20 protein-coding genes are annotated in these 18987 nt (G+C 68.7%); 4 read left to right on the plus strand and 16 right to left on the minus strand.

Annotation, left to right across the window (positions count from 1 at the left end; all coding sequences use genetic code 11):
* Positions 1-56: 56 nt before the first annotated feature.
* The gene (locus ACWEO7_RS03175; RefSeq protein WP_452420348.1) at positions 57-887 is read right to left on the minus strand and encodes a redox-sensing transcriptional repressor Rex; all 831 of its coding nucleotides are present in this window, start codon (positions 885-887) and stop codon (positions 57-59) included.
* Positions 888-1128: 241 nt separating this feature from the next.
* Positions 1129-1389 (minus strand): glutaredoxin family protein, encoded by a 261-nt coding sequence (locus ACWEO7_RS03180; RefSeq protein WP_450017629.1) that lies wholly within the window; start codon positions 1387-1389, stop codon positions 1129-1131.
* Positions 1390-1612: 223 nt separating this feature from the next.
* On the opposite strand from ACWEO7_RS03180, the gene ACWEO7_RS03185 reads away from it, so the two are divergent.
* Positions 1613-2560 (plus strand): HAD family hydrolase, encoded by a 948-nt coding sequence (locus tag ACWEO7_RS03185; RefSeq protein WP_452420636.1) that lies wholly within the window; start codon positions 1613-1615, stop codon positions 2558-2560.
* 9 nt (positions 2561-2569) lie between these two features.
* Here the strand turns inward: ACWEO7_RS03185 and ACWEO7_RS03190 are convergent, their stop codons facing one another.
* The 9 genes from ACWEO7_RS03190 to ACWEO7_RS03230 all read right to left on the minus strand — a co-directional run bounded on the left by ACWEO7_RS03190 (position 2570) and on the right by ACWEO7_RS03230 (position 11142).
* A complete protein-coding gene (locus ACWEO7_RS03190; RefSeq protein WP_452420350.1) occupies positions 2570-3577 on the minus strand; it encodes a lysophospholipid acyltransferase family protein in 1008 nt (335 codons plus the stop codon).
* Positions 3574-4647, minus strand: coding sequence for an NAD-dependent epimerase/dehydratase family protein (locus ACWEO7_RS03195; protein WP_355071925.1), 1074 nt, complete (start codon positions 4645-4647; stop codon positions 3574-3576). Before ACWEO7_RS03195 ends, ACWEO7_RS03190 begins: the two co-directional genes overlap by 4 nt.
* Positions 4648-4856: 209 nt before the next feature.
* A complete protein-coding gene (locus ACWEO7_RS03200) occupies positions 4857-4958 on the minus strand; it encodes a 30S ribosomal protein bS22 (RefSeq protein ID WP_003402602.1) in 102 nt (33 codons plus the stop codon).
* Between the two features lie 227 nt (positions 4959-5185).
* Positions 5186-5470: a helix-turn-helix domain-containing protein gene (locus ACWEO7_RS03205; protein WP_356962590.1), complete on the minus strand. Its 285-nt coding sequence runs from the start codon at positions 5468-5470 to the stop codon at positions 5186-5188.
* 163 nt (positions 5471-5633) lie between these two features.
* Positions 5634-6452 (minus strand): pyrroline-5-carboxylate reductase, encoded by an 819-nt coding sequence (proC, locus tag ACWEO7_RS03210; protein WP_452420352.1) that lies wholly within the window; start codon positions 6450-6452, stop codon positions 5634-5636.
* 32 nt (positions 6453-6484) lie between these two features.
* Positions 6485-7372 (minus strand): thioesterase family protein, encoded by an 888-nt coding sequence (locus tag ACWEO7_RS03215; RefSeq protein ID WP_452420354.1) that lies wholly within the window; start codon positions 7370-7372, stop codon positions 6485-6487.
* A gap of 139 nt (positions 7373-7511) precedes the next feature.
* The gene (locus ACWEO7_RS03220) at positions 7512-8447 is read right to left on the minus strand and encodes a sugar phosphate isomerase/epimerase family protein (protein WP_450017717.1); all 936 of its coding nucleotides are present in this window, start codon (positions 8445-8447) and stop codon (positions 7512-7514) included.
* A 53-nt stretch (positions 8448-8500) separates the two neighbouring features.
* Positions 8501-10114, minus strand: a complete 1614-nt coding sequence (locus tag ACWEO7_RS03225) for a hypothetical protein (RefSeq protein ID WP_452420356.1) — start codon at positions 10112-10114, stop codon at positions 8501-8503.
* Positions 10111-11142: a Ppx/GppA phosphatase family protein gene (locus ACWEO7_RS03230; protein WP_355071917.1), complete on the minus strand. Its 1032-nt coding sequence runs from the start codon at positions 11140-11142 to the stop codon at positions 10111-10113. Before ACWEO7_RS03230 ends, ACWEO7_RS03225 begins: the two co-directional genes overlap by 4 nt.
* A 65-nt stretch (positions 11143-11207) precedes the next feature.
* Between ACWEO7_RS03230 and ACWEO7_RS03235 the strand changes: the two genes are divergently transcribed.
* Both ACWEO7_RS03235 and ACWEO7_RS03240 read left to right on the plus strand, forming a co-directional pair.
* Positions 11208-12080, plus strand: a complete 873-nt coding sequence (locus ACWEO7_RS03235; protein ID WP_452420358.1) for a hypothetical protein — start codon at positions 11208-11210, stop codon at positions 12078-12080.
* A gap of 109 nt (positions 12081-12189) precedes the next feature.
* Entirely contained in the window at positions 12190-12519 is a 330-nt protein-coding gene (locus ACWEO7_RS03240) for a hypothetical protein (protein ID WP_355071913.1), read from the plus strand.
* 73 nt (positions 12520-12592) lie between these two features.
* Here the strand turns inward: ACWEO7_RS03240 and ACWEO7_RS03245 are convergent, their stop codons facing one another.
* The 3 genes from ACWEO7_RS03245 to ACWEO7_RS03255 form a co-directional block, all read right to left on the minus strand.
* Positions 12593-13282: a response regulator transcription factor gene (locus ACWEO7_RS03245; protein WP_039802162.1), complete on the minus strand. Its 690-nt coding sequence runs from the start codon at positions 13280-13282 to the stop codon at positions 12593-12595.
* Entirely contained in the window at positions 13279-14514 is a 1236-nt protein-coding gene (locus ACWEO7_RS03250) for a sensor histidine kinase (RefSeq protein ID WP_452420360.1), read from the minus strand. The genes ACWEO7_RS03245 and ACWEO7_RS03250 overlap by 4 nt, the downstream gene beginning before the upstream one ends.
* Before the next feature lie 111 nt (positions 14515-14625).
* Positions 14626-15063, minus strand: coding sequence for a winged helix-turn-helix transcriptional regulator (locus ACWEO7_RS03255; RefSeq protein ID WP_452420362.1), 438 nt, complete (start codon positions 15061-15063; stop codon positions 14626-14628).
* Positions 15064-15154: 91 nt separating this feature from the next.
* Here ACWEO7_RS03255 and ACWEO7_RS03260 point away from each other — a divergent pair, with 91 nt between their 5' ends.
* Positions 15155-15814, plus strand: a complete 660-nt coding sequence (locus ACWEO7_RS03260) for an NADPH-dependent F420 reductase (RefSeq protein WP_452420363.1) — start codon at positions 15155-15157, stop codon at positions 15812-15814.
* An 87-nt stretch (positions 15815-15901) separates the two neighbouring features.
* On the opposite strand, the gene ACWEO7_RS03265 is transcribed toward ACWEO7_RS03260, so the two are convergent.
* A complete protein-coding gene (locus ACWEO7_RS03265; protein WP_452420365.1) occupies positions 15902-17959 on the minus strand; it encodes a CocE/NonD family hydrolase in 2058 nt (685 codons plus the stop codon).
* Positions 17960-18173: 214 nt separating this feature from the next.
* Complete coding sequence (locus ACWEO7_RS03270; RefSeq protein WP_452420367.1) at positions 18174-18911, minus strand: phosphoglyceromutase; 738 nt, start codon at positions 18909-18911, stop codon at positions 18174-18176.
* Positions 18912-18987 lie beyond the last annotated feature (76 nt).

Genomic DNA, 18987 nt, shown 5'->3' on the forward strand with positions numbered 1-18987 from the left:
GGCACGAACGGAATCCTCCGCCGTGCGGTACTGCATGATTCGCTCGCTGCGCTCACTCATGGTGTGACCACCGATCCCTTGCTGCTTGGCTCCGTTGCCGTATGCGAGGTTGCCGTATGCGGGGTTGCCGAGTGCTGGAGTGCCGGATGCGAAGTCGGCAGGCGGTGCGCGATGCGACCCGACCCGGCGTGCACGACCTCCGGCAGCGGAGCCTGCTCCGCGTTGCGCACCCGTTCGAACGACAGCATCTGCATCTCGACGGCCAGGTCGACGCGGCGGACCTCGACCGTGGCCGGTGCGACCAGCTCGCAGGGGGCGAAACTCAGAATCGACTGCAGTCCGAACGCGACGAGCCGATCGCACACGTCCTGGGCCGCGTCGTCGGGAACGGTGATCACCGCGATGGTCGGCTCCAGCTCGGCGACCGCCGCGGCCAGCTCCGCGACGTCGCGCACCACCAGTCCGGCGACCGGCATGCCGATCACCGCGGGGTCGCTGTCGAGAATGCCGACCACGGTGAAACCGCGCCGCTGAAACCCGCCGTAGCCCACCAGTGCCCGGCCCAGGTTTCCCGCGCCGACCAGCACGACACGGTGGCCCTGGGACAGACCGAGCACATCCTCGATCCGGGAGCGGAGCTTGGCCACGTCGTAGCCGACGCCGCGAACGCCGTTGGGGCCGAGGAAGGATAGATCCTTGCGCAATTTGGCCGAATTGACACCCGCCGCGACAGCCAGTTCCTCACTCGATACGATGGCAACACCGTCGTCGGCCAACATGGCGAGGACCCGAAGATAGGTAGCCAGCCGCGCGACGGTGGCCTGCGGGATGTCCTTCTGCAGAGCCCTGCCGGAGACGCCGCCTGGCGCCTCATGCTGCTCTGTCACGTCGTCGGCTCCTCGTCCCGGGCCTCGGGGCTCCGGTTCGTCGCTCGACCCTTCTGACCCGGGGGCGGTCCGGTGCCATGGTGTCGAAGTTTCGGATTTCGGGGCGGCTCCGCAGCCTCGGCATGCGGGTCGCGTTGCCACCACCGTAACTGCTTGTGAAGCCCTGCACAAAGTCGGTGAAATTGGCCTCATTTTCCGCCGCGACCAGCACAGTGGCCGAATCGGACGGAAAACGGCGCGCTCAGCGCTCCAGGTCGGCCCGCAATCGGGTCTCGTCCACATCGAAATAGCTGTGTTCGCGGCCGTCGAGCAGGACGACGGGAAGCCGGTCGCCGTACTCCGCGCGCAGGCCAGGGTCGGTAGCGGCGGCTTCGTCGACGTCGACGGTTCCCGGTTCGAAACCGAATTCGGCGCAGATCACGCGCAGCTGTTCCAGTGCCGTCGCACACAGTCCACAGCCCGCGCGAGTCAGCAATGTCACCGAATGTGTGTGATTGGTCATGACCGGAATTCAATCAGCGGCCGGAACGCCATGCGGGCTCGGTGCGCGCCACGCGATTGTGTCGCGCGCCGCCTTCTGCCGTGACTGTCGGCCGATCCGGCTACTGTTGACATGGTTCGCGCGACGGGCGGAGGTACTGGTGCCGGAACGATCGAAGGTGGCGAGGGCCGGATTCATCGCGGGACGATTCGGTGAGTTTCCGGCGCGGTGGAATCTGAGCCAGATGGGCCAGGGTCTGCAGGACCAGCTCGCCCGCATCTCGCGCAGCCCCTTCGGCCCGAGTGAAGAGGAATTGCGGGCCAATCTGGCCGGTGAGGCGAGCGCGGACGCGGCGCTGACCCTGCACGACGCCGAGCTCGCCGCGGGCGAGGTGGAGCCCGCCGGTCCCGAGGCGCCGCGCGACTTGACCGCGGCGGCGTTCTTCGACGTCGACAACACCATGGTGCAAGGCGCCTCGATCGTGCATTTCGCCCGTGGCCTAGCGGCGCGCAAGTACTTCAAGACCTCCGATCTGGTGGATGTCGCCTGGAAACAGGTGAAGTTCCGGGTCACCGGCAAGGAGAGCAGCACCGACATGGCCAGCGGCAAGGAGAAGGCGCTGGCGTTCATCGCCGGGCGCTCGACCGCCGAACTGGCCGCGCTGGGCGAGGAGATCTACGACGAGATCATCGCCGACAAGATCTGGCCCGGCACCCGCGCGCTCGCGCAGATGCACCTGGACGCGGGCCAGCAGGTGTGGCTGGTGACCGCGACCCCGGTGGAGCTGGCGCAGGTGATCGCGAAGCGGCTCGGGCTCACCGGAGCGCTGGGCACCGTGGCCGAGAGTGTCGACGGGAAGTTCACCGGACGCCTGGTGGGCGACATCCTGCACGGACTCGGCAAAGCGCACGCGGTGCGCACCCTGGCGATCCGCGAGGGCTTGAACCTCAAGCGGTGCACCGCGTACTCCGACAGCCACAACGATGTGCCGATGCTCTCGCTGGTCGGCACCGCCGTCGCGATCAACCCGGACTCGGATCTACGCGAGGTCGCCAAGAACCGCGGCTGGGAGATCCGCGACTTCCGAACCGGCCGAAAGGCAGCGAAGATCGGCGTACCCACCGCCCTGGCCCTCGGCGCAGCGGGCGGTGCCGTAGCAGCGGCGGTAACCCGCCGCCGCGACGGTCACTAGCGATCCCCGCTACCCCGTGAAAACGTTGCGGCGCTTGGTGAGCAGTTTGTAGAGCGTCTGCTGGATGGTCTCGCGCACCTGGTCGGTGACCTCGAACATGGTCATCGGGTCGTCGGCGGCCTCGGGCTCGTACGGCGCGGTCGGGATGGGGGCGCCGAATTCGATGTACCACTTCGACGGCAGCGGCACCGCGCCCAGCGGGCCCAGGTGCGGGAAAAGCGGCGTCACGGGGAAATACGGGAGACCCAGGAGCCGGGCCAGCGGCTTGAGGTCGGCCAGCTTGGGATAGATCTCCTCGGAGCCGACGATGGAGCACGGGATGATCGGCACGCCGGTGCGCACCGCGGCGGCGACGAAGCCGCCGCGACCGAAGCGCTGCAGCTTGTAGCGATCGGTGTACTGCTTGCCGACGCCCTTGAACCCTTCGGGGAACACGCCGGTCAGCTCGCCGGAGCGCAGCAGCCGTTCGGCGTCCTCCCGGCAGGCCAGCGTGTGACCCGCCCGGCGAGCCAGCACCCCGAGCACGGGCGTCTCGAAGATCAGGTCGGCCGCCAGCAAGCGCAACGCGCGCTGCTTGGGATGCCGATCGTGCACGGCCAGCTGCAGCATCAGACCGTCGATCGGCACGGTGCCCGCGTGGTTGGCCACGATCAGCGCGCCGCCCGCTTCCGGGAGATTCTCCATACCGCTGACCTCCACCCGGAACCACACATCCGACAGCGGACGCAGGGCGGGCAGGATGACCGACTCGAGCAGATGCTCGTCGAAACCGAACTCGTCGACCTGGTAGTCGCCGGTGAGCCTGCGGCGCGCGAAATCCGCGGTCTTGGAGATCTGCTTGCCGAGCGCGCCGCGCAGCATGCCCGACAGCGACTGGGGCGCGGCGGGCGCGACCGCCGCGCGCCGCTCCACCAGCGATGTCACCGGACTCTGCGCGGCCAGCCTGCGTGGCGCGGGCCGCTGACGCGCCTCGATCTGGAGGTCGTGGAGTCGGATGACTTTCGCTACGTCATTCATTGGTGTGCTCCCGTACCGGCCCCGAGCAGGCCGAGCAGTTTGTGTTCTGCGGCGTCGATCCACGCTGGATCGACCACGGGCCGCAACGCTGCGCCCCCGATGAAGTCGTCGAATGCCTGCACCGTCGTCCAGCGCGGCACGAACCCGAATTCGGTGCGCATGCGCGTGGTGTCCAGGCCACAACCGAAGTGGAAATAGTCGAGCTGTTCGGCGGAGAACTCCCGCAGCACCGGGCCCATGAGCAGGCGACCCGCGGTGCGGAACACCGTGAAGGGAACGGGCAACTCGATCCGGCCCGCCCGGCGGACCGCCTGCGACAGCGACAGCGCGCCGTCGCCCGCGATGTTGTACGTGCCACCTGCCGCGCCGCGCGCCGCGTGGGTCAACGCGGCCACCGCGTCCTCCTCGTGCAGCAGCTGCATTCTGGCGTCCCGGCCGAATACGGTAGGGGTCACCGGCGAACGCAGATATTGCGCGCCGCGGGCGGCCAGCCGCGGGCCCACGATGGGGGCGAATCGCAGAATTGACGTGGCGATATCGGGGCGCCGCCTGGCCAGCCCGCGAACATAACCCTCTATATCGATCATGTCCCGCGCGAACCCACCACGCGGCGGTGTGCGCGCGCTCATTTCCTCGGTGAATTTCGCGGGATCCTTGGCGCTGCAACCGTAAACCGCCGACGAGGAGCGCAGCACCACCCGGCGCACCGAAGCCACCTTCTGGCACACCGCGAACAGCTGCATCGCGCCGAGGACGTTGTAATCCTTCATCACCGCGCGACCGCCGCCCGCAGGCGGGCGCGTCAGCAGCGCGGTGTGCACCACGGTATCCACCTCGCCACCATCGATCACCTTACGGATCAACGGATTTCGAATGTCCGCCCGCACGAATTCCGCGCGGCCCATGCGCCGCTGCAACTCTCGGCTCGGCGTCATCGTGTCGACGGCGAGGATCCGCTCGATCGCGGGTTGCTGGGCGAGGCGGGCGACGACCGTGCCGCCGAAGAACCGGCTGGCCCCGGTGACCAGCACGACCTTCGGCGCGTACACTTCCCGACCCTCAGAACTCACCGGCACCCGCTTTCCATTGCCAGCCGCCCTTGTGATTATTCCCAGTGCCCAGCGTAGCGGGTACCTACCCGTGCACCGAGAGTATTAACCAGGATCTAACGATGACTTCAGTCACGTGATACAAATTGTGATTCCAAAATTTCAAGTTTCAAATAAAAGAGCCCGTCACCTATTGGTGACGGGCTCGCGCAGCTACCACGCAGCGATGCCTACTTGCCGAGTTTGCGCCGCTGAACACGCGTGCGGCGAAGCAGCTTGCGGTGCTTCTTCTTCGACATGCGCTTGCGGCGCTTCTTGATCACAGAACCCATAGGGTTGTCCTCGCGTTCTCTCTACTCGGCACGCACGCTGCCCGTGCGCGATTGCCGGACGCCCGTCTGCCCGCGCCCCGGCCGACGGGCCGGGGTCACTCGGCAAGCCTCACGCCCCGTGTTCGCGCCGCCGGATACCACGGGGCAACGAACAACGATGCCACCGGCGGGCGAACACGAACCGAGGAGCTATCGTACCGTCACGCCCTAGCGGGACCGAAACCGCCTCATCCGGCGTCGAAATAGGACGTTTCCAGATAGTCGTGCACCGCCTTGGCGTGCACCCGGAACGATCGTCCGACGCGCACGGCGGGCAACTCGCCCGAGTGCACGAGCCGGTAGACCGTCATCTTGGACACCCGCATCAGACTCGCCACTTCGGCGACGGTGAGAAACTGGGTGCCGCCGCCGAGTACAGGTTGCCCCTGCGTCGCGGCCTCACGCTGTGCGCGGGAATTCCCCCGACCTGCTGCGGGACCGGAGCCGCCGGACGCTCCGGAATTCGCAGACATCTTGTTCGCAGACATCATTGCACCATTGACCTCCGGCACGTCCGCGCCGCCGGCTTCCCCACCGGCGGAACAGACACGCACGTGCTCCTTGAAGCTTAGCGGGACCAGTGGTGTTACTGCGACGGGTGTGAGAAATCGGGTTTTCCGATTTTGGACAGACCGGTCACTCCGCTGATGCGCCCTGTTCGACCGACCGTTCCTTCGATGCGAAGAGGGCTTCCCAGAATGCCGAGCGTAGTCCTCCGCGCTCGAGTTCGCGGATCGCGGCCGCGGTGGTGCCCGCGGGCGAGGTCACCGCGGCGCGCAATTCCGCCGCGGTCTGGGTGGAACTGTCCAGCAGGGCGGCCGAGCCGACCATGGTCTGCACGACGAGCTGGGTGGCCACATCCCTGGTGAGCCCGAGCCCGACGCCCGCGTCCACCAAGGCCTCGACGACCAGGAAGAAGTAGGCGGGCCCGGATCCGGACACCGCGGTGACGGCATCCATCTGGCTCTCCGCCACGGTGACCACCTTGCCGACCGCGCCGAGCACCTCGGTCACCAGTTCCAGATGCTGCTCGCGCGCATAGCGCCCCGGCGCGATGACGCTCATCCCCTGCCCCACCAGCATCGGCGTATTCGCCATCACCCGCACCACGGGGAACCCGGCGGGCATTTTGCCCTCCAGTCGCGCGGTCGGCACACCGGCCGCAAGCGACACCAGCACCTGATCGCGGTCGCTGCCGATCTCCGCCTTGCCCAGCGGCGCGAGCACGGCGTCCACATCGCCCGGTTTCACCGCGATCACCAGCAGATCCGCGCCGACCGCGGCATCGGCGAGGTCGTCGGTGACCCGGACGCCGAAGCGGTCGGCGAGCTGATGGGCCCGTTCCCGATGCGTCTCCACGACGACCAAATCCTTGGTCAGCCGCCCGGACTCCAGCAACCCGGCGACCAACGCCTCCCCGATGCGCCCGCCACCGATCACCGCAATTCTCGTCATGGGCGTCAAGGCTAGACGGCGCGCGCGGCGGCTCAGCGCTGGGGAACGAGCGCCAGCTGACGACTCTGCGCGACGACCGCGCCGGTCGAGTCCAGCACCAGCTGATCTTCGTCGAACATGCGCTCGCCCACCTCGTGCGTGGTGGCGATGATCCGCAGCCAGCCCGGCGCGGGCCTACGACGCAGGTAGGTGGTCATCTGCACGGTGGGCGCCCAGCCGAAGTGGCCGAGGTTCATCGGGACCGGCGGGCTCATGTCGGCGCTCATCATGGCGAAGTACATCGCGACGTCCGGGTCCTGTTCGTCGCCCGGGCGCGGACGAATCCACATCCGCAGGCGCGGCTCGCCCTTCGCGCCCGCGAGGAAGCGGGCCCAGTCGCGGTCGAGATAGATGTCGGCTCCTCGGCCGACGTGCACGATCTCGCCCATCTGGGAGCCTGGCTCGTAGCCGACGGCATCGGCGGGCGGCTCCGTGGGCATGTCGGAGTGCTCGGGCGCGTAGATCGGATTCGCGTCGTCGAGGCGGCTGAACGTCAGCGCCGTGCGCACCAGGACGCGGCCGTTCTGGATGAGATCGGCGTCGGCCAGGCAGATCTGGCGACCGATCTTCCGCAGGCGCACCTCGTATTCGACATCGCCGGGGTTCGGCGCGCCGAGGAAATCGGAACTCGCGGCGACCGGCGCCATCCCGACCAGCGCGGGATCGGCGGCGCGCAGCCAATTCGTCGCCGCGGCCGCACTGCCCGCGACCATCGTCCCGCCGTGCACCTTCGGGCCGATGGTCCAGATGTCGTCGATGAAGCCCAGGTAGCGGCCGGTGTCCGGAGTTCGCGGCGGCGCCGGTTCCAGCGCGCACACCTGGCTGAACGGTGCGTCGGTCGTTGCCGCCGCGCCGAATTCGGCCGTCAGCTCCGTCGTCATCCTCACTCCTGTCCTGCGTCGGCCGCACCCGATGGCGTCGTTCGCGGCCTCGTGACCACACTGTCGGCAACGGGTTCGTACAACGTACAACGCAACCGGCGACCGACCCCATGGCCGCATACCGGAGTAGCGACGAGCGTCACATCGGCGGTTCGGGCGAGCTGTGCCGCGCGCCGGCGGGAGTGGGCGCGGCGGCCTCGGTCAGATGCTTGCGGGCGAAGGCCAGCGTGCGATGCAACATCTCGGCCCGCTCCTTGGTCGTGCGCGCGTTCTGCGTATTGATCTCGGCGACGACCTGGCCGGTGAAACCGCTGCGGACCATGCTCGCGCACACTTCCACGCACGGCTGGGTGCCATCGCCAGGAACGAGATGTTCGTCGTGCGCGGCGCCCCGGCCGTCGGCCAGGTGCAGATGGACCAGACCCGCGCCCATGCGGGCCGCCAGCGCCAACGGGTCGGCTCCTGCGGTGGCGGTATGCGACAGGTCCAGGGTGTAGTGGCGGAACCCGGTGTCGGTCGGGTCGTAGGAGGGGCTGAAGGCGGTGAGCGCCGGACCCGGGCCACCACGGCGCTCCAGTCGGCGCACCGCGCCTTCGCGTCGGCCGAACAGCGTGTCCGCCCGCATCGGGAACATGTTCTCCACCGCCACGAGCACCGGGCTGCTCTCCTCCAGCTCGGCCACCTGCGCCGCGAACCCGGCCGCATAGCGGCGCTGCCAGCGGAACGGCGGATGCACGACGACCGTGCCCGCACCGAGCGCCTGGGCGGTGTGCACACTGCGCTCGAGCTTGGCCACCGGATCCGAACCCCATACCCGCTGCGAGATCAGCAGGCACGGAGCGTGCAACGCGAGCACCGGAACGCCGTAACTGCGCGAATACGCCTGCACGGTGGCGATGCTCTGGCTGGCGGGCTCGGCCCAGACCATCAGCTCGACGCCGTCGTAGCCGAGTTCGGCGGCGTAACGGAACGCGGCCTCCGTATTCTCCGGGTACACCGAGGCGGTCGAGAGCCCCACCCGGATCTCCCTCGGCCGGGATGCGCCCCCGGTATCTCCTGGCGATCCCTCGCCCATCCGCGACCCGGTCTCGTTCGCCTGCCCGATATTCGCCACGACTTGCTCCATGCTCAGTTCGTGCTGAGAAGAAAGGCCAGTGGCCCCAGCGTGACGAAGATGCCCACGACGACGGCGATCACCGTGCTGAGGATGTCGTCGGTCCTGCGCAGGATCCGCACGAGGGCCACCAGGCCGAGAATCACGATCATCGCCAGGGCCAGTGCGACCCAGGGCAGCATCTCCCACATCCGCTCGAAGCCCTTGAACAGCAGCATGCCCGCGACGGCGGCGCCGGTGCTCTGGCCGCCGAGGATCATCCACTGGCGCCGGTTCTCGTCGTCCTCCGCCTTCTTGACGGCCCGGGACCGGCGCGAGGTGGCCCGGCTGGTGATGCGAGGTTCGTCGACGATGTCGTCCTCGTCGTCTTCGTCCTCGTCCAGCGCGATCGGCTCGTAGACGTCGGTGACGCCGTCCAGTTCCGCGGCCTCGGCCGCGGCGCGCCTACCGCGACCGCCTCTGCCGTTGCGCTCCGCCGCGCCGCGTTCGGCCCGGTCGACGCCGTCGCGCAGCAGGTCGCCCGCGACCGTCTGGCCGGAGAGCAACTGCTGATCCTGGCTGGCCAGCGACCACGCGGCGGTCGGGATGCCGACGGACTCCGGCGCGGAATCGGCCTGCGGCTTGTGCCTGCGGGCCGACCAGGCCGGTAGTCCGTTCTCGCCGACGCCCTCGCGGCGGGCTGGTCTTCGATGTGCCTCCGGCTGCGGCTCGGGCGGAGCGGGCCTGGTCGGCTTCGGTCTCGGATCGGGCGGCGGCGGAAGGGGCAGCGGTTCCGATTCCGGGGCGAAACCGCCGGTGGACGGGGACCAGGCCGCGGTGGACGGACCGAGATCCTCGGCGGCTTCCGCGGCCTCCGCGGCCTCCGCCGCCCTGCGCCTGGCCGCACGCCCGCCCCTGGCGCCATTGCGTTCGGGCAGCGGCGAACGGCCGAAGCCGGGTGCGTCCCGCTCTGCGTGGCCGTTGCGGCCCGGTTCACCGACCCCGCGGTCGGACAGCGCGTCCCGGCCGAACGGCTCGTGCGGGACCTCGTGCCAGGACCGTACCTCCGTGGCCTCTTCTTCGGGTTCCTCCCGCCTGCGCCTGCGCCCGGAGCGCGGGGGCGTCTCGGGCGCACCCGCCAGTGGGTCGGGGGCGTACGGACCGGGCGCGACAGAGAACAAATCGGACACCGGAGTATCCGGCGACAGCGGATCGAAGGACGTGCCGTGCCACGAAGAGGGCATCTCCCGGCCGGGCATGACCCGGCTGGATCGCCCGGGCGGCGGATCGGCCTGCGGCGGGTCCGGCTGCGCGTAACCGGCCAGCGGGTCGTACATCGAAATCGGGCCCGACATGGGCGAATACGACGACGGATCGGGCTGCGGCTCGGGCGAGTAGGAAACCGGTTCCGGCGCGGGCGGATCGAACGAGGGGGGCGCGTAGGCGGGCTCCTCCGCTTCGGAATCCGGCGCCGCGTGCGCGGAGTGGCCACCGCCGTCCCGGATGACCGGCAGGTCGCCGGTCAGTTCGGCGACGGAGATGCCACGGCCACTGCGGCGACGTCTGCCACCGCCGGACGAGCCTCCGCTCTGCTGGCCGTTACGCGCCAGCAGTTCCGCGACCGACAGCTGTTTGGAATCCTCGCTCATGACGACACCGTCCCGATCGAGCCCGGCGAAGGCGCGCCGCCGGGCGCGGGCCGACCGTCACCGGTCGCCGTGCCCGCTGAGTACGTTGCTTCGGGTCCACCATTCATATCGGTATCCAGTTTGCGCAGGATCAGCCCTTCACGCAGCGCCCACGGGCAAATCTCCAAAGTATCGAGCGAAAGTGCCCGCATACTCGCCTCCGCGACCAGTGCGCCGGCCACCAATTGCTGTGACCGATCGGAACTTACGCCTTCCAATTCTGCACGGTCCGCCGCCGTCATCCGCGAGATGAACGCAATCAGTTGGCGCAGACCCGAGCTCGTGAGTGTACGACGCACCCGCGGACCCGCCGCGGAGGGTGCCGCTCCGGTGAGCCGGGCCAGCGACCGGAAGGTCTTCGAGGTGCCGACGGCGAGATCGGGCTTGCCCGGCTCGAGCAGCTTCTTCGCCGGTACCACCAGTTCGGCGTCCAGCCAGTCCCGCAGCACGGCGACCCGGCGCTTGCCCGGCGGGTCCTCGCGCAGCCACTCCCTGGTCAACCGGCCCGCGCCCAGCTGCAAGGACAGCGCGACGTCGGGTTCCTCGTCGCCGCCGTTGGTCATCTCGAGCGATCCACCGCCGATGTCCAGGTTGAGAATGCGCCCGGCGCTCCAGCCGTACCAGCGGCGCACCGCGAGGAAGGTCAGCCGCGCCTCGTCGACGCCGGACAGCACCCGCAGGTCGACTCCGGTCGACTCGCGCACGCGGCCGAGTACCTCCTCGGAGTTGGCCGCCTCCCGCAGCGCCGAGGTGGCGAACGGCATCAGTTCGACGCATCTGGACGTCTCGGCGATGCTGGCGAATTCGGCCACGGTGTCGATCAGCCGCTGCGCGCCCGCCTCGGTGATGCGACCGGCGACGTCGATGTTCTCCGCGAGCCGCAAGGTGGCTTTCGTCGAACTCATCGGCAGGGGGTGACCGCCACGATGCGCGTCCACCACGAGCAGGTGAACGGTATTGCTTCCGACATCGAGTACCCCAAGCCGCACATGAACACGGTACTGGGTGGCGCGGCACTTCAGCCCAGGCGACTGAACTGTTAGCGTCTTATTTCGTGACGGTAGGCGCATCACCGAGCAGCCCGACCCGGCCCCGACCAGCGGGGAAGATCGACCCCGCCCCGGAAGTCGATCCAGACTTTCCCCGTGAGTGGATCGAGTTCGTAGATCCGGCAAATGACGAGCATCTGATCGTCGCCGATCTGACTTGGTTGCTGTCGCGGTGGACGTGCGTGTTCGGCACCCCGGCCTGTCAGGGCATCCTGACCGACCGGCCGGACGACGGCTGCTGCTCGCACGGCGCGTTCCTCTCCGACGAGGACGACCGCAAACGACTGAGCCGCGCTGTGAAGATGCTCACACCCGAGGACTGGCAGCTGCGGGACGAGGCGACCAACGCGCAGGGCAAAGTCACCAAGAGCGGCTATCTGGAACTCGACGAACTGGACGACGAGCCCGCGCTGCGCACGCGCCGGTTCGACGGCGCGTGCATCTTCCTCAACCGTCCCGGCTTCGCGGGCGGCATCGGCTGCGCCCTGCACTCCATGGCGCTGCGGCGCGGCATCGAGCCGATGGAGATGAAGCCGGACGTGTGCTGGCAGCTGCCGATTCGCCGCACCCAGGACTGGGTGGACCGGCCCGACGGCGTGCAGATCCTGCGCACCGTGATCACCGAATACGACCGCCGCGGGTGGGGGCCGGGCGGCGCCGATCTGGACTGGTACTGCTCCGGCTCTCCCGACGCCCATGTCGGCAGCAAGCCGGTGTGGCAGTCCTACGCACCGGAGCTGACCGAACTGATCGGCGCGCCCGCCTACGCGGAGCTGGCCAGGCACTGCAAGCGCCGCGAAGGTCTCGGCCTGATCGCCGTCCACCCGGCGACGGTGCATGCCGAGCGGATGCGCGAATCCACGGATCCGCTCGCCTGACCAGTTTGCCGGTTGGGCGCTCGCTCGGCCGCGGTCGGCGGACCGATTCGCCGGGCGGTTCACCCCGTCGCCATGCGAGCTTTACCCGGATCGGGTTTGATGTGCCGTTATGTCCAAGAAAGTTCTCACCGCGGCCACCATCGCCCTGGGCGCCGCCCTCTCGCTGACCGGAGTAGCCCACGCCGAGCCGAACGGCGACCCGCACAAGTTCTTCGACTTCACCACGGAGTTCGTGTCGGCCACCGATCCGGCCGCGGTCAACGCGAAGGCCGCGGGCAAGCTCCTGATCGCGAGCCCGTACGGCACCTCCCACACCATCGCCTGCCGCGGTACCAATACCGTCGATCTCTACGACTGCATGCAGGAAGACGATCTGGGCTGGATCACCCTGCAGAAGACCGAGACCCCCCTCGGCACCACGTGGATCTACGTCCCCTGACACACCGCTGAACGCAACGGCCGAGAGCACCGCAGTGCTCTCGGCCGTTCCGTGTTCTCGCCGCGCGGAGCGCTTACGCCTCCAGTTTGTAGCCCAAGCCTCGCACGGTGACCAGGTGTTCCGGCTTGGCCGGATCCGCCTCGATCTTCGAGCGCAGCCGCTTGACGTGCACGTCGAGGGTCTTGGTGTCGCCGACGTAGTCGGCGCCCCACACGCGGTCGATCAGCTGGCCGCGGGTGAGCACCCGCCCGGAGTTGCGCAGCAGGTATTCGAGCAGGTCGAACTCCTTGAGCGGCAACGTGACCGGCTTGCCGTTCACCATCACGGTGTGCCGGTCGACGTCCATCCGGACCGGACCCGCTTCCAGCACGCCGCTCTCGTTGGAGCCCTCCAGCTCGTCGCCCGCGCCCCGGCGCAGCACGGCGCGGATGCGCGCGATGAGCTCGCGGGCGGAATACGGCTTGGTGACGTAGTCGTCGGCGCCCAGCTCCAGGCCGACCACCTTGTCGATCTCGCTGTCGCGGGCGGTGACCATGATCACCGGGACGCCGCTGCGGGTGCGCAACTGCTTGCACACGTCGGTGCCGCTCATGCCGGGCAGCATCAGGTCGAGCAGGACGATGTCCGCACCGGACCGGTCGAACTCGGCGAGCGCGGACGGCCCGTCACCGACGACGGTGACCTCGAAACCCTCCTTGCGCAGCAGGAACGCGAGCGGATCGGCCAGCGACTCCTCATCCTCGACGATCAGAACACTCGTCATCTGCGTGCCTCCACACCATTCGGTCGGCCCGGTCCCGGAGGACGCGGGCTTGTTTCATTCGTGCCGATCACGGCGCCGTCGTGGTCGTCGTCGGTGCCTGCTTCGTGATGGGCGGGTATGCGCAAGGTGAACGTCGATCCGGTGCCCAACTTGCTCCACAGGGTGATTTCCCCGTTGTGGTTGGCGGCCACGTGTTTGACGATAGCCAGGCCTAGACCGGTGCCGCCCGTCTGGCGCGAACGCGCCTTGTCGGACCGGAAGAATCGCTCGAACACCCGCTCCTGGTCCTCTTTGGCGATGCCGATGCCGCGGTCGGTGACCGCCATCGCCACGTGATCGCCGCGCAGCGAGCGGCTCACCGACACGTGGGAACCGGCCGGCGAGTAGGCGATCGCGTTCTCCACCAGATTGGACAGGGCGGTGACCAGCAGGGTTTCGTCGCCGAGCACCTCGAGCCCGCTCGGGCGGTCGGTGCTGACCGTGATCCCGGCGGCTTCGGCGGCGGTGCGGGAACGGTCGACCGCCTGCATCACCACGGTGTCCACGTCCACCACCTCGAGTTCGGGCAGTTTCTCCGCGCCTTGCAGGCGGGAGAGCGCGATGAGCTCGGTCACCATCTTGCCGAGGCGGCGGGATTCACCGAGCACGCGCTGACCGAAGTGTCGCACGGCTTCGGGGTCTTCGGCGGATTCCAGCAAAGCTTCGGCCAGCAGGCTCATGGCCCCGACCGGGGTCTTGAGTTCATGACTGACGTTGGCCACGAAGTCGCGCCGGGTGGCCTCCATGCGCGCCTGTTCGGAATCGTCGTCGGCGAACAGCACGGTGAAGGTGGTCTCCTCGCGCGACAGTTGCCTGGCGACGCCGCGCACCGCGATGCGGCCGCGGCCGGGGACCGGATTCTTGGCGGTGAGGTCGAACTCCGCGGATTCGCCGGTGGCCAGCACCTTCTCCACCGCGGCCCAGGCCCGCTCGTCGAGCAGGCGATTGCGGACCAGGCCGAGTTCCTCCGCGCGCGGATTGACCAGCACTACGTCGCGATACTCGTCGACGACCGCGATCCCGCTCTCGGAGGCGAGCACGATCAGGTCGAGAACCTGGGACATGGTGAGACCGGAGTCGGCCTGCCTGCGCGCGGCCTGCCTGGCATTCACATACGGGATCAGTAGCCCGCCGACTGCCAGGCCGACGACAGCCGCCAAGAGGGCCAGCAGCACGGCCTGGGGAACACTCACACTTGAATCGTACGGTCGCCGACCGGTCGGCCAACGCGGGGTACACGAAGTTTCGCGCAGGTCATAGGCCCTTCCGGCCCCGTTAGCCGCATGTTTACGCGCTGTTCGACGTCAGGTATCCGCCTCGTATTCACCGAGCGGTCGGTTCTCTTCGTCGTCGGCCTCGGCCTGGGCCGCGTTCACCGACGCACCGTGCTTGTCCACCCACTCGCCCAAGGCGTAGATCGGGATCAACAGGTCCACGCCCGCCTCGGTCAGCTCGTATTCGACCCGCGGCGGGGCCTCGGCGTAGCGGTGCCGCCGCACCAGTGTCATCTGTTCCATCCGGCGCAGCGTCTGCGTCAGCATCTTCTGACTGATGCCGCCGATGGCCGCGCGCAGCTCGCCCGGACGCATCGGCCCCTCCCGCAGCAGGTAGACGAGCACCGGTAGCCAGGAGTTGCCGAAGATGTCCACACCCATCCGGGCCGGGCAGTCGGATTCGAAGTCGCCGTAGGGCGCGTATTCCACCCGCTCGGCGCTGACCGGGTCGATCGGTGCTGGGTTCACGGCTCCAGCTTGCCAGCGCCGTTGCGCACCTCCGGGTGCCTTTCGGATTTCCTAGCGTCGTCGTCGAACACGTTTCGAGTCAGGAGTTCGAATGCGAATCGGAATCATCGGTGCGGGCGCGATGGCGCGGGCGCTCGGCGGCGGCTGGAGCGCGGCGGGGCACGAAGTACTCATCGGCGCCCGCTCCGGCGCCGCCGCGGCGGAATCGGCGGCCTCGATCGGCGGGCGCGCCGGGAGCATCACCGACGCGGCGACGTTCGGCGACGTCGTGCTGCTCGCGTTACCGGTGCCCGCGCTGTCGGAGGTGCTGCACGCGACCGGAGAGCTGCTGGCCGGACGCACGGTGGTCGACTGCACCAACGCCTTCGCCCCGGATGCGGCGGCGCCCGAAGGAGCCACCGCCTTCGTGCTGGCGGAAGACGCTGTCGCGGAACGGGTCGCTGCGCTGGCGCCGGGAGCGCACGTGGTGAAGGCCTTCAACCTGTGCGCCGCCGAGGTGTGGCAGGCGAAGGCGCGCGTCTTCGACGAGCGCCGCTTGGCGGTGCCGCTGTGCGGTGACGACGAGGCCGCGCTGCAGGCGGTCGCGGGGCTGGCGGAAGACCTGGGATCGCGGGCTCTCCCGGCAGGCGGGCTGCACCGGGCCCGGTACCTGGAGGCGATGTCGGTGTTCACCGTCGGTCTCTGGTTCGCCGGGCACGACGCCCGCGCGATGTTCCCGCCCTTGGAGGCCGCGTTCGCCGTCGCTGACTGACCGCACGACGATGAGGCCGGAGCGTGCACCCTCGCCCATACCCCGCGACGTCGATGCGCGGGGTGCACGCCCGGACCCGCCCCGGATCTACCAGCCCGGATTGCCTCTGACCGGGATGTTGACGAAGCTCGGACGGCCGGGGTCCAGCTCCAGATGCTGAGGCCGCAAGCCGGTGTCGACCAGCATCGGCAGGATCGGCAAGCCCTTGGGGAAGTTGCCCGCGTAGACGTCGACGCGCAGGCGGTGACCGGGTTGCAGGATCGCCTCGGTGGCGGGCAGCGCGATGTCCAGCGTGGTCACCTCGCCGGGGACCGTGGGCTGCCGCTGCTCCAGCGAGGTGTACGGCCGCGGATCGGTGTAGTCGCCGTTGGCCGACTTGCTGCTGTTCGCCTCATCGATCGCCCGCAGCGAAGCCATGAGCTGACCGGACGACAGCACGCTGGACTGCCCGTCCGGCGCGACATCGTTCACCGTGACCACCCAGTACCCATCGGCGGCATCTTGAACGGTGTTGAGCCGCACCGCGATCCGCCCGGAAATCGTGGTCGGCTCGCCGACCGGGGCGCTGGTGAAGGTCAGTCCGTTGAGTTCCTCGACCCTGGAGTCCTTCGCGCAGCCGTCGATGACCGAAAGCACACCGGCACTGCCCTGGGCGGCGTCGTTGGAACACAGGCTGGTCAGGCCGGGCGCCACGGTCAGACGCGCCGGCTCGCCGGTGCCGGTGGCATCGAGCGAACCGTCGTAGCGGCTGTTCGCGGTGCCGCTGGCGGCGGCGGTCAGGTACATCCTGCGATGCACCGCCTGCCCCGGATTCGCGGCGGCGGTCGGCGCGGCGAACGAGTCGGTGGTGATCCAGCCACCGCCCTGCTGACGCAGGGTGATCGGACCGTACTGCTCGATGCCGTTGTCGATGTCTTTGAGCCACCGGTCGAACCATGCGCGTTGCAACACATCCAGCCGCGGCGGCAGGCCCGGCTTGCCGTACTCGTTGCCCGAGTTGAGGTGATAGGTGTTGCCCATCAGCAGCTGCTTCTGGCCCGGCGGCAGCGAAATCTCGTCGTAGATCTTGGATTCCGAGTAGGTGAACAGGTCGTGCCAGCCGCCGATGACAAAGGTCGGCGTCCGGATCCCGCTGGGATCACCGAGCCAGTCCTGGCGCGGGCCGGAGCCGTCGGTGAGCAGTTCCCTGGCGCGCGGGTCGAGATCCTCGATGCGCGCGGTGGTGTAGACGTTGAGCAGGACGTCCATGAAGGTCAACGGATCGCGGGCGCGGTCGGCCAGCCACGTGGTGTCCAGTTGCCCGTTGAGCACCGAGGCCAGGTCGGGGATCAGCTTGAGCCCGTTGACCGCGGTGAGCCACAGGGGGATGAAGTTGAAGCCGAAGCCGCCGCCGGGTGCGAGCACGTCGTTGACCAGGTCGCTGCCCGGCACGACCGGGAAGATCGCCTGCAAGGCGGGCGGGCGCTTCTGCGCGACCTGCACCTGATTGATCCCGGAGTAGGAGATGCCGTTCATGCCGACGCGTCCGTTGGACCACGGCTGCCGGGACGCCCAGTCGATCACCTCGAGCGTGTCCTGTTGTTCGCGTCCGCGCAGCATGTCCCAGACGCCCTGAGAGAAGCCGGTGCCGCGCACGTCGACGACCACCTGCGAGTAGCCGCTCTTGATCAGCTGCCGGTCGACGGTGAAGTTGCGCAGTTCGCCCCCGCCGAACGCCTTCGTCAGGTCGGTGACGCCGGACAGCGGCGTGCCGCTCATGTCGATCTGCCGGAAGAATTCGATCAGCGCGTCGGACAGGCCGGGGATCGACTGCGCGTGATCGGCCAGGTTCGATACCAGCTTGGTGTACGGCGTGAGATTGACGATCGTCGGCGTAGGGGTGTCGACGGGGCGGCCGGAGGCGTCCGCGGGCCGGTAGACGTTGCCCTTCAGCACCGTTCCGTCACTCATCGTGATGGGGACGTCCCACTGGATGTTGATGTTCGGGTACTGCTGCGGATCATCTTGGGTGGCAGTCCAAGCCGCTCCGGCAGCGCCGCCGTCCGGGCCGGTGGGCGGCGCGACGGCATCGGCCCCGGTGGCGAGAAAGGGGACGAGCATCGTGACGGCAACCGCCGCCACCGTGACCCGCAGCGCGTTCTTCATCGGACGTGATCCACCTCTCAGCTGGTCGAACGACCAGAGTGTACCTACTTACTTGCCGGTAAAAATAGTGGGTAACTTAAATCGCCGATGTCGCGACGTGGATCGGACCGGCATCCTCCGGCGTGTCGCACGGCAACGCCCGTCTGCCCATCGAAACGACAACGCGCTGCCACCCGGGTGGGTGGCAGCGCGTCGAGAGTGCTCGGTATGCGGGTTACTTGCCGCCCTGACCGGCGACGGCGGCGGCGCCCGCGGCGGCCGCCTCCGGGTCGAGGTACTCGTGCGGGCGCACCGGGCGCAGGTTCTCGTCGAGCTCGTACCGCAGCGGGATGCCGGTGGGGATGTTCAGGCCCGCGATGTCCTCGTCGGAGATCTGGTCGAGGTGCTTGACCAGCGCGCGCAGCGAGTTGCCGTGCGCGGCGACCAGCACGGTCTTGCCGGACAGCAGGTCCTTGGAGATGGTCGACTCCCAGTACGGCACCATCCGGTTGACCACGTCGAGCAGGCATTCGGTCTTCGGGACATCGATGCCCGCGTAGCGCGCGTCGCCCTCTTGGCTGTACTCGTTGGCGGCGTCGATCGGCGGCGGCGGGGTGTCGTAGCTGCGGCGCCACAGCATGAACTGCTCGTCGCCGTACTTCTCCCTGACCTGCGCCTTGTTCTTGCCTTGCAGCTCACCGTAGTGGCGCTCGTTGAGCCGCCAGTCCCGGATCACGGGGATCCAGTGCCGGTCGGCGGCGTCCAGCGCGATGTTCGCGGTGGAGATCGCGCGACGCAGCAGCGAGGTGTAGACGACGTCCGGCAGGATGCCGTGCTCGGCCAGCAGTTCCCCGGCACGCTTGCCCTCGGCGATGCCCTTGTCGGTCAGATGCACGTCCACCCAGCCGGTGAACAGGTTCAGGGCGTTCCATTCGCTTTCGCCGTGGCGCAGCAGCACGAGGGTGTACGTCATGCGGCCATCCTCCCATGCGCGCCGCGCCGGGTCGCATCGGTTCCCGCCTCCGCCGCCCCGGTCCAGGCGCGAAAGC

This window comes from Nocardia sp. NPDC004260 (assembly GCF_053603155.1).